Here is a 14,038-nt window from a genome sequence, read left to right on the forward strand (position 1 = left end):
GCGACGGGAGATGATCAATACATGACAAGGGTCGAATATCAGGGGTCGGCGGAGCCGGCGGTCGTCATCGCCGGCGCCGGCCCGACCGGGCTGATGCTGGCCGCCGAGCTGGCGCTGGCCGGCGTGCAGGCGGCCCTGCTGGAACGCCGTCCCGATCAGGAGCTCGTCGGGCAGCGGGCGCTGGGCTTCTTCGCCCGCACCATCGAGGTGTTCGACCAGCGCGGCATCGCCGAGCGCTTCCTGGAGCGGGCCAAGACCGGCCAGTTCGGCGGCTTCGGCTGGGTGCGCCTGGACATCAGCGACTTCCCCACCCGCCACAACTACGGCGTCGGCCTGGCCCAGCGGCACATCGAGCGGGTCCTGGCCGACTGGGTGGCCGAACTCGGCGTGCCGATCCGGTACGGCACCGAGATGACCGCCTTCAGCCAGGACGAGTCCGGCGTCACCGTCTCGCTGTCCGACGGCAGCACCTTGCGAACGCGCTATCTGGTCGGCTGCGACGGCGGCGGCAGCCTGGTCCGCAAGAGCGCCGGCATCGCCTTCCCCGGCTGGGAGGCCTCCTTCACCAGCCTGATCGGCGAGGCCGAGTTCGCCGAGGAACCGCCCTACGGCGTGCACCGTGACGACGGCGGCCTGCATTCCTTCGCCGCTCCGGACGAGCATGGCCTCACCCGCGTCATGGTCACCGAACCCCGGCTCGGCGGCGCCGAACGCCCGAGCCTGCGCGACCTGAGCCAGGCCCTGACCGCGGCCTTCGGCACGGACTACGGCCTGTACTCGGCCGCCTGGATCTCCCGCTTCAGCGACATGGCCCGCCAGGCCGGGACCTACCGCGACCGCCGCGTCCTGCTGGCCGGCGACGCGGCGCACGTGCACTCCCCGATGGGCGGCCAGGGCCTCGGCGTCGGCGTCCAGGACGCGGTGAACCTGGGCTGGAAGCTGGCCCAGGTGGTCAAGGGCACCGCCCCGGAAACCCTGCTCGACACCTACCACGCCGAGCGCCACCCGGTCGCCGCACGGGTCCTGCACAACACCCTGGCACAGGTGGCGCTCACCAGGACCGGCGCGCGCGCCGAGGCGCTGCGGGACATCGTGACGGAGCTGCTGGGGATGGACGAGCCGAGGCGGCGGATCGCGGGGATGATGACAGGGCTCGATATCCACTACGCCGGCACCGGTACGAAAATCAGCACCGGAACCAGCACGCAAGTCAGCACCGGCACCAGCACGCAAGTCAGCACCGGCACAGCTGCCGATGCCGACACCGGCGCCGCCGAAAGCGATGCCGCCGCCGAACTCCACCCGCTGATCGGCCGCCGCATGCCCGACCTGGACCTGCGCACTTCGGCCGGCGACCAGCGGGTCTTCACCCTGCTCCACGCCGCCCGCCCCGTGCTTCTCAGCTTCGCGGAGCCCGGCGCGTTCGACCTGACCGGCTGGTCAGATCGGGTCCGCCTGGCCGAAGCCGAAACCGCTGCCGCCGCCACCTGGGAACTCCCCGTCCTCGGCCCCGTCCCCGCGCCGCAGGCCGTCCTCATCCGCCCCGACGGCTACGTCGCCTGGGCCGGCGGCCCTGCCGACGCAGGCCTCGCCGACGCGCTGGCCGCCTGGTTCGGTCCCGCGTAGCCCAGCCTCACCCCGCTGCCCCAGTTGCCCCCGCTGCCCCCATCCCCGGCACCATGTGCTGCCGCGTCATAGGCGTCGAGGCCAGCGAGTTGTGCACCACGAACGCCACGCTGCCGGGCACGTACCGGTCCTCCGACCACTCCAGCGGCATCCCCGCCGGATCCGTCGTGCGCCGCCGCTCCCGCAACAGCGGGTCGCCGGCGGCGCAGCCCAGCAGGGCGGCGTCCTCGGGGTCGGCGTGCGCCAGGTCGATGGTGTGCTCGGCGTCCGCGACGAAGACGCCGGCGCGCTCCAGGTACTCGGTGACGGACACCGTGTCCGTCGGCAGCGTCTCCACGATCGTTCCCACCGCCTCAGGGTACGCCGTGCGCTCCAGCATCGCCGGGCGGCCCGACAGCAGCCTGAGGCGCACCACTCGCAGCACCCTGGCATGATCGTCGACGCGCATGTGGCGCTGCTCGTCGGGGTCGGCGGGGTGCCAGCCCTGGCGGACCACGCGGCCCTCGGGCGTCTCGCCGATGGAGCGGGCCCAGCGCGCGAAGCTCTGCATCTGCGCGAAGTCCTGCACCGGCGCGTCGTCCAGCACCACGCGGCGGGTCCCGCGCCGGGAGGTGACCAGGCCGTCCTGCCGCAGCAGCATCAGCGCCTGGCGGATGGTGCCGCGTGAGACCTCGAACTGCTCGGCCAGCGCCCCCTCGCTGGGGAGCTTGCCACCCGGGCCGTATGCGTGCTCTGTGATGGCATGTCGCAGTTCTTCGGCGATGCGCCGGTATCTCGGTTCCTGGGTCACCAGGAGTCCCCGCTTCCTCAGTCGTGGTGTTTCGTGATCTTAATAGTTGGCCAGACAACAAGGTGTTGGCCATACAACTTCGATTTGTTCACCTGATACCGGGTTTCCGTCCACCTGGCATCCGCATAGTCCTTGCCGCGGGTGATCGCGGCCGACTCGGTGCCGCCCCGACCGGGAGGAAACTGTGAATCGACGTCTGACGGGCATCGCCGCCACCGCGGTCGTGCTCGCCCTGAGCGCGACCGCCTGCTCGTCGAGCAAGAGCTCCAGCGGCAGCGCCGCCGCGGCGGGGGGTGCCGCGGGCAAGAGCGCCGCGAAGGCCACCAGCGCCGCCGACCTGGGCGGCATGGACGCCCTCGTGGCCGCCGCGAAGAAGGAAGGCACGCTCAACGTCATAGCGCTGCCGAAGACCTGGGCCAACTACGGCGCCATCATGGACGCCTTCACCGCCAAGTACGGCATCAAGATCAACGACACCAACCCGGACGGCTCCAGCCAGGACGAGCTGAACGCGATCAAGCAGCTGGCCGGCAAGAGCAGCGCCCCGGATGTGGTGGACGTCGGCCAGGCCGCCGCCACCGCCGGCGCCGCGGCGGGCCAGTTCGCGCCCTACCAGGTCGCCACCTGGTCGCAGATCGCTGACGCGCAGAAGGACTCCCAGGGCCTCTGGTACAACGACTACGGAGGCTACATCGCCATCGGCTACGACGCCGACAAGGTGAAGAACCCGCCGACCAGCCTGAAGTCCCTGGACGACCCGCAGTACAAGTCGCAGGTGGGGCTCAACGGCGACCCGACCACGGCGAACGCCGCGCTGTCCGGCGTCCTGGCCGCGTCCCTGGCCAACGGCGGCAGCCTGGACAACGTCCAGCCCGGCATCGACTTCTTCGCCAAGCTGAAGAAGGACGGCGTCTACGTCCCGGTCAAGGCCACCGAGGCCACCATTCAGTCCGGCACCACGCCGATCACCATCGACTGGGACTACCTGCAGGCCTCGGCCGCGTCCGACCTGAAGGCCAAGGGCGTCAACTGGAAGGTCGTCGTGCCCTCCGACGGTCTGTTCGGCGGCTTCTACAACCAGGCGATCAGCGCCACCGCGCCGCACCCGGCCGCCGCGCGCCTGTGGGAGGAATTCCTGTACTCCGCCGACGGCCAGAACCTGTGGCTCAAGGGCATGGCCCGTCCGGCCGAGCTCCCGGCGCTGCAGAAGGCCGGCACCGCCGACGCCACCGCGCTGGCCGCGCTGCCCGCCGTCACCGGCACCCCGCAGTTCGCGACCCAGGACCAGATGACCGCCGCGTCCAAGCTCGTGGTGGCCGGCTGGGCGAAGGCGACCGGCTGACGTGACCGCATCCGCCCCGGCGGACGTCCCGGCCGGCGTGGGAGAACCCACGCCGGCCGCTGCGGCGTCCCCGCTCCCAGCCGCGGGCCCGCGCGGCCTCGGCGCCCTGGCCGGCCGCGCCGGCCGCGCCGGCCGCCCGCGCCGCGCCCGCCGCTCCCGCCCCGTGGACCTGCTGGGCCTGCTGCCGTTCGCGGCATACGTGGCCGTGTTCCTCGGCGCCCCGGCCTACGCGGTGATCACCGCCGCCTTCAAGGACGACTCTGGCAACCCCACGCTGTCGAACGTCACCACGACGTTGAAGGACCCTTACCGGCACGCCTTCACCGTCAGCATCGAGCTGTCCGTGTTCAGCGCCGTCCTCGGCGCGGTCCTGGGGCTCGCGCTCGCGGTGGCGGTCTCCGGCGCGCGCCGTGACGGCTTCGTGCACCGCGCGGTCACCACCGGCTCCGGCGTGCTGGCCTACTTCGGCGGCCTGCCGCTGGCGTTCGTCTTCCTGGCCACGCTGGGTCCCCAGGGCCTGGTCACCAAGTGGCTGAACAGCGCCGGCTACAACCTCACCCAGCACGGCTTCGTGCTGTGGAACATGGCCGGCCTGGTGCTGGTCTACCTCTACTTCCAGATCCCGCTGATGCTGCTGGTGATCTTCCCGGCGCTGGACGGCCTGCGGCCGCAGTGGGAGGAGGCCGCGCGCAGCCTGGGCGCCTCGCGCCTGCAGTACTGGCTCCGCGTCGGCGGCCCGCTGCTCGCGCCGCCCTTCCTGGGCGCGCTGCTGCTGCTGTTCGCCAACGCCTTCGCCGCCTATGCGACCGCGTACGCGCTGAGCACGGGCAGCGTCCCGCTGGTGCCGATCCAGATCGGCTCGGTGATGTCCGGCAACGTGCTGGCCGGACAGGAGAACATCGGCAACGCGCTGGGTCTGTGGATGATCGTGGTGGTCGGCCTGGTCGTGGTCGCCTACACGCTGCTCCAGCGCCGGACGGCGAGGTGGCTGCGGTGACCGCTCTCATTTCCGACCCGGCGGGCCTGCAGAGCCCGGCGACGGTGCGCCCCGGCCGGACGCCGCGCCGCCGGCCGAAGATCGGCCGCGCGGTGCTTCTGCTGCTGTTCGCGGCCTACTTCTTCGTCCCGCTCTACGCGGCGATCGACTTCACCCTCGGCGGCAGCCGCCGCAACATGGGGCACACGCTGTCGGTCTGGACCGGCCTGGTCCACCAGGAGGGTTTCACCACCAACCTGATGACCTCGCTGAAGATCGCCGGCCTGACCGTGGTGCTGCTGCTGGTCCTCATGGTGCCGACGATGGCCTGGCTGCACCTGCGCCTGCCGCACCTGCGCCGCGTGGTCGAGGGCGTCTGCCTGCTGCCGATGGCGATCCCGGCCGTGGTCATCGCCAACGGCATCCTCGGGGCGTTCAAGTCCTGGCCGCAGTCGATCACCGGCTCCTCCTGGATCCTGATCCTGGAGTACGTGATCCTGGCGCTGCCGTTCACCTACCGCTCGCTGGACGCCGGCCTGTCGGCGATCCCGCTGACCACCATGGTGGAGGCGGCGCGCAGCCTCGGCGCGAGCTGGCCGACGACGCTGTGGCGGGTCGTGGTGCCGAACATCCGCACCGCCATCGCCTCGGCCGGCATCCTCGGCGCGGCGCTGGCCCTGGGCGAGTTCACCATCGCGAACCTGTTGCTGCTCAACACCTTCCCGGTCTGGACCGACCAGGCCGGCCAGCAGGACGGCGAGGTCGCGACCACCGCCTCGATGCTGATCCTGTTCCTGTCCTGGCTGCTGCTGATGCTGGTGTCGCATCTGGGCCGCGGCCGTACGAAGAAGTCCCCGAAGTTGCGGAGAAGCAAGTGAGTGCCCCGTCCGTCGAACTCGTCAAACTCAGCCGCTCCTTCGGCGGCGTCGCAGCGCTCGACGGCCTGGACCTGACCGTCGAGCCCGGAACCCTGACCTGCATGCTGGGCCCCTCGGGCTGCGGCAAGACCACGGCGCTGCGCATCATCGCCGGGCTCGAGCACAGCGACGGCGGCGAGGTGCGGGTCGGCGGCCAGGACATCGCCCGCGTTCCGGCGAACAAGCGGGACATGGGCATGGTGTTCCAGTCCTACAGCCTGTTCCCGAACCTGGACGCCCGCGACAACGTCGCCTTCGGCCTGCGCATGCGTGGCATGGGCGCGGCCAAGCGCCGCGAGCGCGCCGGGGAACTGCTGGAGCTGGTGGGCCTGTCGGCGCACGCGGACAAGTACACGCACCAGATGTCCGGCGGCCAGCAGCAGCGCGTGGCGCTGGCCCGGGCGCTGGCGATCGAGCCGCGGGTGCTGCTGCTGGACGAGCCGCTGTCGGCGCTGGACGCGGTGGTCCGGGTCCAGCTGCGCGAGGAGATCCGCTCGCTGCAGACCCGCCTGGGCATCACGACCGTGTTCGTCACGCACGACCAGGAGGAGGCGCTGAGCGTCTCCGACCAGGTCGCGGTGATGCGCGCCGGGCGCCTGGAGCAGTGTGCCGCGCCGGCCGAGGTCTACGCCGAGCCGGCGACGCCCTTCGTCGCGGAGTTCATCGGCACCATGAACCGGCTGCCGGGCACCCTGGCCGCCGACGGCCAGACCGTCGAGGTGGCCGGCCGCCGCCTGGTCGTCCGGGAGGCGGAGGGACCGCGATCGGGAGGGGAGGTCGCGGTCCTCATCCGGCCCGAGGCGGTCCGGTTCGAGCCGTCCGAGGACGGCGCGGCCACGGTGCGCCAGGCCGGGTTCCGCGGCCCGATCACCCGGATCACCGCGGTGCTGCCGGACGGGACCGAGGTGCTCTCCGACGTGCCCAGCGCCGCGGCCGCCGACCTGGTGCCGGGGGCCCGGGCCGCCGTGGTGCTGGACGACGCTCCGGTGATGGTGGTCTGAACCCGGCCGTGAACCCGGTCTGAACCCGGTCTGAACCCGGTCCGAGGCCCGGCCGGTTCGTCCAGGTCCGGGCCGGTCTGCTCACGGGTTTCTCACGGAATCCGCGAAGAACCCTTGTCAGTTGTTCGCGGGGCGTGCAGCTTGTAACCGTGGACGGGCGGTTCGACGCTTGGGCCCCGGACTACGAGGCCAGCGCGTTGCAGGACGTGTTCTACACGCGCCTGCACCGCAGGGTCCTGGCGTTCGCGTCCGGGGCGCCGGACGCGCCGCGCCGGATTCTGGACGTCGGCTGCGGCACCGGCCGCCTGCTGCGCACGGCCTCAGCCGCGTTCCCGGACGCGCACCTGGTCGGCGTGGACATCTCGGCCGGGATGCTGGAGCAGGCCCAGGCGATGACCGGGCCGGGGGAGGGCGGCGCCTTCGTGCGCGGCGACTCCGCCGCGCTGCCCTTCGCCGACGGCGCCTTCGGCGTCGTGACCTGCACCGCCTGCTCGCACCACTGGCAGGAGCCGACGGCGGCGCTGGCCGAGCTGCGCCGGATCACCGCCGCCGACGGACTGCTGGCGCTGGCGCATCTGCAGGGGGTCGCGCCGTGGGACCCGCCGGGCGCCCGGCAGATCCGGCGGCGCGGCGTGCGCATCTCCTCCGGGCTAGCCGTCCCGCTGCTCGACAGCGGTTTCCGGATCGCTGACGCCGCGCTGTTCGCCGAGTGTCCCCTCATGCCCGCGACCGTCGTGCTGTGCGCGCGGAAGCGGTAGCCAGGCCCCTGCGACCGCGCGGCGGCGCCACAGCCTGGTCGCGGCGTAGCGGATCGCGAAGGCCAGCCCCAGGTTGAGCGCGCCGCCGACGGCGTCGAGCACGAAGTGATTGCCGGTGGCCATGATGACGACGAACGTGAACAGCGGATAGAGCAAGCCCGCGATGCGGATCCAGCGGTGTCCGGCGTAGCGGTAGAGCATGATCCCGCACCAGCCGGACCAGGCGATGTGGTCGCTGGGCATGGCGGCGTACTGGTTGGAGACCGAGTCGATGCCGGAGTTGCCCCAGGAACCCCAGGTGTGGTGCGTGACCACGGTGTTGATGAAGCCGGCGCCGGGCAGGAAGCGGGGCGGGGCCAGGGCGAAGAAGTAGAAGCCGACCAGGCTGGACACCGTGACGGTGAACAGGACGATCCGCTCGGTGCGGTAGGCCTGCGGATGGCGGACGTAAAGCCATACCAGGACGCCGATGGTGATGAGGAAGTGCAGGGTCGCGTAGTAGTAGTTCATGCCGACGATCAGCGGTGTGATCTTGTCGACCGCGTGGTTGACCGTGAGCTCGATGTCGATGTGCAGCCGGTGCTCGAAGCGCAGGACCGACCCGGCCCGCCGAGTGGCGGTCGCCTTCTGGCCGGGGACCGCGTTGCGGGTCACGGTGTACAGGCTGTAGCCGACGACGATCAGCGCCAGTTCGGTCCACAGGCGCGGACGGCCTTGCCGGCCGGGGGAGAGGACGCGCCGGAGCGGAGTTCCGGCCGGCTTGGTTGCGCTCACTCGCCCGGGGTTTCAGTGGTCGCGTCGGCTTCGGGGGCCGCTTCGGCTTCAGTGGTCGCTTCGGTTTCGGGCGCCGCGTCGGATTCAGTGGTCGCTTCGGCTCCGGTGTCCGGATCCCGCTGGGGATCAGTGTCCGAATCCTCCCCGGTCCCAGTCCCGGACCCGGTCCCCGGCCGGTCGCGGCGAATCCACAGGTAGGCCAGCGCGCCGAGGAACACGATGAGCGAGACCCAGTCGTTGACCCGCAGCCCGAAGAACCGGTTGGCGTGGTCGTCGCGCAGGGCCTCGACCACCGCGCGGCCGGCGGTGTAGGCCGCGACGTAGATCGCGAACAGCCGCCCGCGGTTCGGGTGCCACTTGCGGTCGATCCAGACCAGCGCGAGCGCCACCGTGACGTCCCAGATCGACTCGTACAGGAAGGTCGGCTGGTAGAAGACGGCGTCCGGGGTGTTCGGCGGACGGTGCGAGGGGTCGATGCGGATCGCCCACGGCAGCCCGGAGGGACGGCCGTACAGCTCCTGGTTGAAGTAGTTGCCCCAGCGGCCGATCGCCTGCGCCAGTGCCAGCGCCGGCGCCGCCGCGTCGGCGAAGTCGGCGAGGTCGATCCCCTTGCGGCGGCAGCCGATCCACGCGCCGACCGCGCCGAGCGCGACCGCGCCCCAGATCCCGAGCCCGCCGTCCCAGATGTAGAACGCCTTGACCGGGTCCTCGCCGGACTTGAAGTAGAGCTCCGGGTCGGTGATGACGTGGTAGAGCCGACCGCCGACCAGCCCGAACGGCACCGCCCAGATCGCGATGTCGACCACGTCCTCGCGGTGGCCGCCGCGGGCCTCCCAGCGCCGGCCGGTCCACACCACCGCGACCACGATGCCGAGCAGGATGCACATCGCGTAGGCCCGGATCGGGATCGGACCCAGGTGCCACACGCCCTGCGACGGGCTCGGCAGATACGCCAACGTCATCGCCGCGACCACCCCTGCTTGTTCCGGCCGCGCCGGCCGGTCCGCCGCGGTGCGTCTGGCCAGACTACATCGGTGACAAAGATGTTCGGTGGCCGAAGTATTGTGGGCGCCGATCGTGACATGGCTCGACGCTACCGACTTCGCGGGGCGGAGGGCGGCTTTGGGATCTAACAAGGCGGCAGTGTCGACGTCATCCAGTGTGCGAACGGCAGGAGAAGCATCGGCCCGAACACGCGCAGGACGGTGAGGGCCATCTGCCCGATCGGCCAGACCGACGTGTGGCAGCCGCCGGCCGGCCACACGACTCGGTCCGTGCCGGCGACCCGGAACGGGACCTGGGCCCGGGGCGCCGGCGTCACCAGCGGCTCCAGGAGCTTCAGGAGCTTCAGCGGTTCCAGCGACTCCACGCGCTGGTCACGCATCAGCGGAACGTAGTAGTGCTGGGCGAGAACATGGATCGATATGAACGTGCGCCATGGTGCCTTGTACAGCGAAATGCTGTAGCCGACGGATCTGGAGTATGTGCTGGCGTGCAGTAGCCGGCGCCACAACCGCACGCGATGGACGATCAGGAGGGCGAGGCCGGCCAACGGCAGAACGCCCATGACCGCGATCATGCCCACGACTGCTCCGTCCACGCTCGACGGCGTGTCCCATCCGCACGTATTCGGCGGGTCGACGACCTGGACGTGCTCGCCGAGTGTGTAGCGGGTGTCGCTGTCGGGCTGGTAGTCGTGCAGGCCGCCGGCCGGATCGATCCACTGCAGCATCAGCGCGCCCGGCTTGGCGGGGTCCTGGATGACGGTGGTCGTCCGCTGCGGGTATCCGGTCCATTGCAGCGCTTGGCGGTCGGCCGGCAGTGAGACCGCGACCAGTATCGCCCAGCACAGTGCGTAGACGACGCATTCTGCGATGGTGCGCCACCGGAACTGGCGCCGGGCTTCGTGCTCGGTGAGGCCGGTTCGGCGTGCTGCGTTCTTCTGCTGGTCGGTCAGAAGCGGTCGGCGGCCGAAGCTGTCTCTGGCGTCGGACTTAGCCACGGTGTCCCCCCAATAGCGATTCTCTATGAGTATCGCTATGACTCTCTCTCTAGCGATCCGTTCATCGCCGCGAGCACGCGGATCGCCGCGGCCAGGTCGTCCGGCGCGAGGGCCGGGGTGCGCGTCGACGACGGACAGGACCAGGAACTGGGCCGGCGAGGTGCTGTCGATCATGACGACACCCGACAAGGCCTACCGGTGGGTGGTACCGCGATGGCGCGGTTCGCGCGGCTCGGGGGTGGACGGCGGGGGTGACGGGGATGCCCCTCAATCCATCTCGGGCAGCGTCCGCGGCAGCCCGAAGCGCGCCATGACATCGGTGGTGAAGCTGGTGATGGCGCTGATGTGGTCGCCGGCCGTGGTGATGACCAGGAAACAGTAGGCGTGGTAGACGCCGGAGTGCGGATCCGCCAAGTACAAGCCGACAGCAGGCTGGCCGTTGGCGTGCGTGGGCACCACGCGGTAGCAGCGGCCCGGGATGAAAGCCGTGGCGCCGAGGATGCGCCGGGCCGTCTCGCTGCCGCGGTACTCCAGCATGGCCGGCGGCATCGACAGCCGCACGTCCGTGACGAGCAGGTCGATCAGCGCGTCCAGGTCGGTGCGTTCCAGGGCGTCGGTGAGCCGGGCGACGAGCCTGCGTTCGGCGGCGGTGTCGAGGTGGCGTGAAGGCCTGCCGCCGCCACTGCTCCCGCTGCCGCCACCGCTGCCGCCACGGCCACCGCTACCCCCGCTGGACTCGGCGAGATGGCTGTCGACCGTCGCGCGCGCCCGCTTCAGCGCGCTCTGCACCGACTCCTGCGTCGTGTCCAGCATCCGCGCGACCTCGGCGGCGTGGTAGCCCAGCACGTCGCGCAGGACGAGCACGGCGCGCTGGCGTGGCGGCAGCAGTTGCAGGGCCGTGATGAAGGCCAGGGAGATGGCCTCGCTGCTCTCGTAGCGGGCCTCGGGTCCGGGGTGTTCGTCGGCGAGGTGGTCGAGCAGTACGTCGGGGTAGGGCTCCAGCCAGGGCGGGGCGTCGCCGGTGCCGGTCGCGTCGGGCAGGGTGGCCTCGGGGTGCGGGGTGGCGATGCGGGGGCGGCGGCTGTCGGCGCGCAGCATGCTCAGGCAGCGGTTGGTCGCGATCTGATACAGCCAGGTCCGGATCGAGGAGCGCCGGCCGAACTCGCCGAGGCTACGCCAGGCGGACACGAGGGTCTCCTGGAGTGCGTCCTCGGCGTCCTGCAGGGATCCCAGGATGCGGTAGCAGTGCACCTGCAACTCGTGGGAGTGCGGTTCGACCAGTTCGCGAAACGCGTCGTGGTCGCCCGCGGCGGCCTTGGCGATCAGGTCCGTGGTCTCCATGCATCCTCGCTTTTCTTCTTTCCGCTCCGGTGTTCGGCTGCCTATCGATACCGACGCCGCCGGGCCCGCGAATTGGGCGGTGTCCGCGCGCCCAATTCGCGGCCGGGCCGGCGTCCACCCGATTGGAGGCGGTCCCGGTCCGGGGCGCGCCCCGGACACCGAGAAAAGGACCGCAGAAATGGCTAAGTACGTTCTCTCGTTCCGCGTCCCCGCCGACTACAAGCCCGACGCCGGGACCCCGGCCGAGTGGCAGGCCTGGTTCCGCGGGCTCGGCCCGGCCCTGGTGGACGTCGGCAAGGCGGTGACCGCCTACGCCTCGCTCGGCGAGGTCGGCGGCGGCGGCTCCCGGTTCGTCGCCTACTCGGTGGTGGCCGCCGAGGACATGGACTCCGCGCTGGCACTGGCCGAGGACTGCCCGGTGCTGCGGGTCGGCGGCGGCATCGAGATCGGCCCGGAGATGGAGGTCCCCGAGTCGTGAGCGATGTCATGAACCCCTCGACGGCGCCGCCGGCGTCGTTCCTGGCGACCGGGCGCGGCAAGGCCACGCTGGCGCTGCTGTGCCTGGTGACGTTCCTGGACGTGATGGACGGCGCCATCGTGAACGTCGCGCTGCCGACCATCCGGACGCACCTGGGCTTCTCGGTGCAGAACCTGCAGTGGGTGGTCAGCGGCTATCTGATCACCTACGGCGGCTTCCTGCTGCTCGGCGGCCGGGCCGCGGACCTGCTCGGCCGCCGGCGGCTGCTGATCGCCGGGACCACGCTGTTCGCGGCCGCCTCGCTGGCCTGCGGGCTCGCCGACAGCCAGGGGCCCCTGGTCGGGGCCCGGCTGGCCCAGGGCTTCGGGGCGGCGATGATGTCCCCGGCCGCGCTGTCCATCCTGACCACCACGTTCCAGGACTCCGACCGGCACAAGGCGCTGGGCGCGTGGGCCGGGATCAGCGGGATGGCCTCGGCGGTCGGGTTGTTCTTCGGCGGGCTGCTCACCGAGGACTTCGGCTGGCGGTGGGTGTTCTTCGTCAGCCTCCCGCTGTGCGCGCTGGTGCTGGCCGGGACGTTCCGGCTCCTGAAGGCCGACCACGGCCGGCCCGCGCCGGGCGGTTTCGACGCCCTCGGCGCGGTCCTGGTCACCGCCGCCATGCTGCTGCTGATCTTCACGGTGGTGCAGGCGCCGGACGTGGGCTGGGGCGCGGGCCGCACCGTCGGCGGGCTGGCCGCCGCGGCGGTGCTGATGGCCGCGTTCCTGGTCAACGAGCAGCGGCGGGCCCATCCGCTGGTCCCGTTGTCGATCTTCCGGATCAAGGGCCTGGGAGCGGCCGACGCCACCCAGGTGATCGCCTGGGCCGGCTTCTACTCGATGTTCTTCTTTGTCACGCTGTACATGCAGAACGTCCTGGGCTTCTCCCAGCTGGAATCCGGGCTCTGCTACCTGCCGGTGAGCGTCGGCATCGGGTTCGGCTCGACGCTGGCCACGAAGATGTTCGTCCGGACCGGCACCCGTCCGATCATCGTCTCCGGCGCGCTGCTCGCCGCCGGCGGCATCCTGTGGCTGTCCCGCATCCCGGCGGACGGGAGCTATGCCGGCAACCTGCTCGCCCCGCTCGTGATCATGGGGCTCGGGCTGGGGCTGCTGTACGCCGGGGTGCAGACGGCCGCGAACGCCGGGGTGCCGGAGGACCAGGCCGGCCTGGCCGCCGCCCTGATCACCGCCTCGTTCCAGCTCGGGTCGGCGCTCGGGCTGGCGGCGTTCAGCGGGATCGCGACCAGCCGCACCAGTCAGCTGCTGGCCGCGCACACCCCGCTCCCGCAGGCACTCACCGCCGGATTCCAACGGGCCCTGCTCGTCAGTGCCCTGTGTCTGGTGGCGGCCGGGGTCATCGCGCTGCGGGCGTCCAACACCCGCGGGGAGGCTGTTGCCGCGTTGGAGGGGGAGGGGCGGCAGACTCTGGAACCTTCCTACGGCCCCGTATAGGCCCGTATAGGCCCCGTACAGGGCCCCGAGACGGAATCCCGGGATGGCGTTCCAGGCCACCCCGGGATTCCCTTCGCGCTCTACGCCAGCCCCGGCACCGGCACCCGCACCGTCCCCAGCACCCGCTTCACCTCGATCTCGATCACCACCCGCAGCGGGTTCGGCCGCGGCTCCCCGTACCGCGCGGCGTAGCGGCGCTCGGCGTCGGCGACCGCTTCGGGGTCCGGGTTCACGCGGGCCACGCCTTCCAGCGTGGTCCAGCGGCCGCGGTCGGCCTGCGTCACCGCGACCGGCAGGGTGCCGGCGGCGGCGATGCGGCGGGCCTTGGCGCTGGTGCCGCTGGTGATGATGCGGGCCAGGCCGGTTTCCGGGTCGTAGACGACGCCCACCGGGACCAGGTGCGGGGTGCCGTCGGGGCGGACCGAGGCCAGGCTGCAGATGTGGCGTTCGGTCCAGAACGCCATGCCGTCGGGGTCGGACATCGGGCCTCCATCGAGGTGCTGTGCTGCGGAAGTGGTTCCCCGAGTCTGCGGGGTCTGC

At 71.4% G+C, this 14,038-nt stretch carries 14 protein-coding genes; 8 read left to right on the forward strand and 6 right to left on the reverse strand.

Annotated features, from left to right (window positions below; genetic code table 11):
* The first annotated feature begins 21 nt into the window (after positions 1-21).
* Positions 22-1,626: an FAD-dependent monooxygenase gene (locus ABH926_RS15515; RefSeq protein WP_370366247.1), complete on the forward strand. Its 1,605-nt coding sequence runs from the start codon at positions 22-24 to the stop codon at positions 1,624-1,626.
* Positions 1,627-1,633: 7 nt separating this feature from the next.
* Here ABH926_RS15515 and ABH926_RS15520 read toward each other — a convergent pair whose 3' ends face one another.
* Complete coding sequence (locus ABH926_RS15520; protein WP_370366248.1) at positions 1,634-2,416, reverse strand: GntR family transcriptional regulator; 783 nt, start codon at positions 2,414-2,416, stop codon at positions 1,634-1,636.
* Between the two features lie 184 nt (positions 2,417-2,600).
* Here ABH926_RS15520 and ABH926_RS15525 point away from each other — a divergent pair, with 184 nt between their 5' ends.
* The 5 genes from ABH926_RS15525 (at position 2,601) to ABH926_RS15545 (ending at position 7,410) form a co-directional block, all read left to right on the forward strand.
* Positions 2,601-3,758, forward strand: a complete 1,158-nt coding sequence (locus ABH926_RS15525) for an ABC transporter substrate-binding protein (RefSeq protein ID WP_370366249.1) — start codon at positions 2,601-2,603, stop codon at positions 3,756-3,758.
* A 1-nt stretch (position 3,759) separates the two neighbouring features.
* On the forward strand, positions 3,760-4,755 hold the full coding sequence (locus ABH926_RS15530) for an ABC transporter permease (protein ID WP_370366250.1): 996 nt from the start codon (positions 3,760-3,762) through the stop codon (positions 4,753-4,755).
* Complete coding sequence (locus ABH926_RS15535; protein ID WP_370366251.1) at positions 4,752-5,612, forward strand: ABC transporter permease; 861 nt, start codon at positions 4,752-4,754, stop codon at positions 5,610-5,612. Before ABH926_RS15530 ends, ABH926_RS15535 begins: the two co-directional genes overlap by 4 nt.
* Complete coding sequence (locus ABH926_RS15540; RefSeq protein ID WP_370366252.1) at positions 5,609-6,652, forward strand: ABC transporter ATP-binding protein; 1,044 nt, start codon at positions 5,609-5,611, stop codon at positions 6,650-6,652. Before ABH926_RS15535 ends, ABH926_RS15540 begins: the two co-directional genes overlap by 4 nt.
* Positions 6,653-6,801: 149 nt before the next feature.
* Positions 6,802-7,410, forward strand: a complete 609-nt coding sequence (locus tag ABH926_RS15545; protein ID WP_370366253.1) for a class I SAM-dependent methyltransferase — start codon at positions 6,802-6,804, stop codon at positions 7,408-7,410.
* On the opposite strand, the gene ABH926_RS15550 is transcribed toward ABH926_RS15545, so the two are convergent.
* From ABH926_RS15550 to ABH926_RS15565, 4 genes are all read right to left on the reverse strand, one after another.
* Positions 7,303-8,184 carry a phosphatase PAP2 family protein gene (locus ABH926_RS15550; RefSeq protein ID WP_370366255.1) on the reverse strand — a complete coding sequence of 294 codons (882 nt, stop codon included), beginning with the start codon at positions 8,182-8,184 and terminating at the stop codon, positions 7,303-7,305. The two genes, ABH926_RS15545 and ABH926_RS15550, sit on opposite strands and share 108 nt — an antisense overlap.
* Positions 8,181-9,146 carry a prolipoprotein diacylglyceryl transferase gene (lgt, locus tag ABH926_RS15555; RefSeq protein ID WP_370366256.1) on the reverse strand — a complete coding sequence of 322 codons (966 nt, stop codon included), beginning with the start codon at positions 9,144-9,146 and terminating at the stop codon, positions 8,181-8,183. Before lgt ends, ABH926_RS15550 begins: the two co-directional genes overlap by 4 nt.
* A 167-nt stretch (positions 9,147-9,313) precedes the next feature.
* Positions 9,314-10,186 carry a hypothetical protein gene (locus ABH926_RS15560; protein WP_370366257.1) on the reverse strand — a complete coding sequence of 291 codons (873 nt, stop codon included), beginning with the start codon at positions 10,184-10,186 and terminating at the stop codon, positions 9,314-9,316.
* Positions 10,187-10,453: 267 nt separating this feature from the next.
* Positions 10,454-11,527, reverse strand: coding sequence for an RNA polymerase subunit sigma-70 (locus ABH926_RS15565; RefSeq protein ID WP_370366258.1), 1,074 nt, complete (start codon positions 11,525-11,527; stop codon positions 10,454-10,456).
* Between the two features lie 178 nt (positions 11,528-11,705).
* Here ABH926_RS15565 and ABH926_RS15570 point away from each other — a divergent pair, with 178 nt between their 5' ends.
* Complete coding sequence (locus tag ABH926_RS15570) at positions 11,706-12,005, forward strand: hypothetical protein (protein WP_370366260.1); 300 nt, start codon at positions 11,706-11,708, stop codon at positions 12,003-12,005.
* Positions 12,002-13,498 (forward strand): MFS transporter, encoded by a 1,497-nt coding sequence (locus tag ABH926_RS15575; protein WP_370366261.1) that lies wholly within the window; start codon positions 12,002-12,004, stop codon positions 13,496-13,498. The genes ABH926_RS15570 and ABH926_RS15575 overlap by 4 nt, the downstream gene beginning before the upstream one ends.
* Positions 13,499-13,578: 80 nt before the next feature.
* Here ABH926_RS15575 and ABH926_RS15580 read toward each other — a convergent pair whose 3' ends face one another.
* Positions 13,579-13,980 carry a pyridoxamine 5'-phosphate oxidase family protein gene (locus ABH926_RS15580; RefSeq protein ID WP_370366262.1) on the reverse strand — a complete coding sequence of 134 codons (402 nt, stop codon included), beginning with the start codon at positions 13,978-13,980 and terminating at the stop codon, positions 13,579-13,581.
* Positions 13,981-14,038 lie beyond the last annotated feature (58 nt).

The organism is Catenulispora sp. GP43 (assembly GCF_041260665.1).
GTDB lineage: Bacteria > Actinomycetota > Actinomycetes > Streptomycetales > Catenulisporaceae > Catenulispora.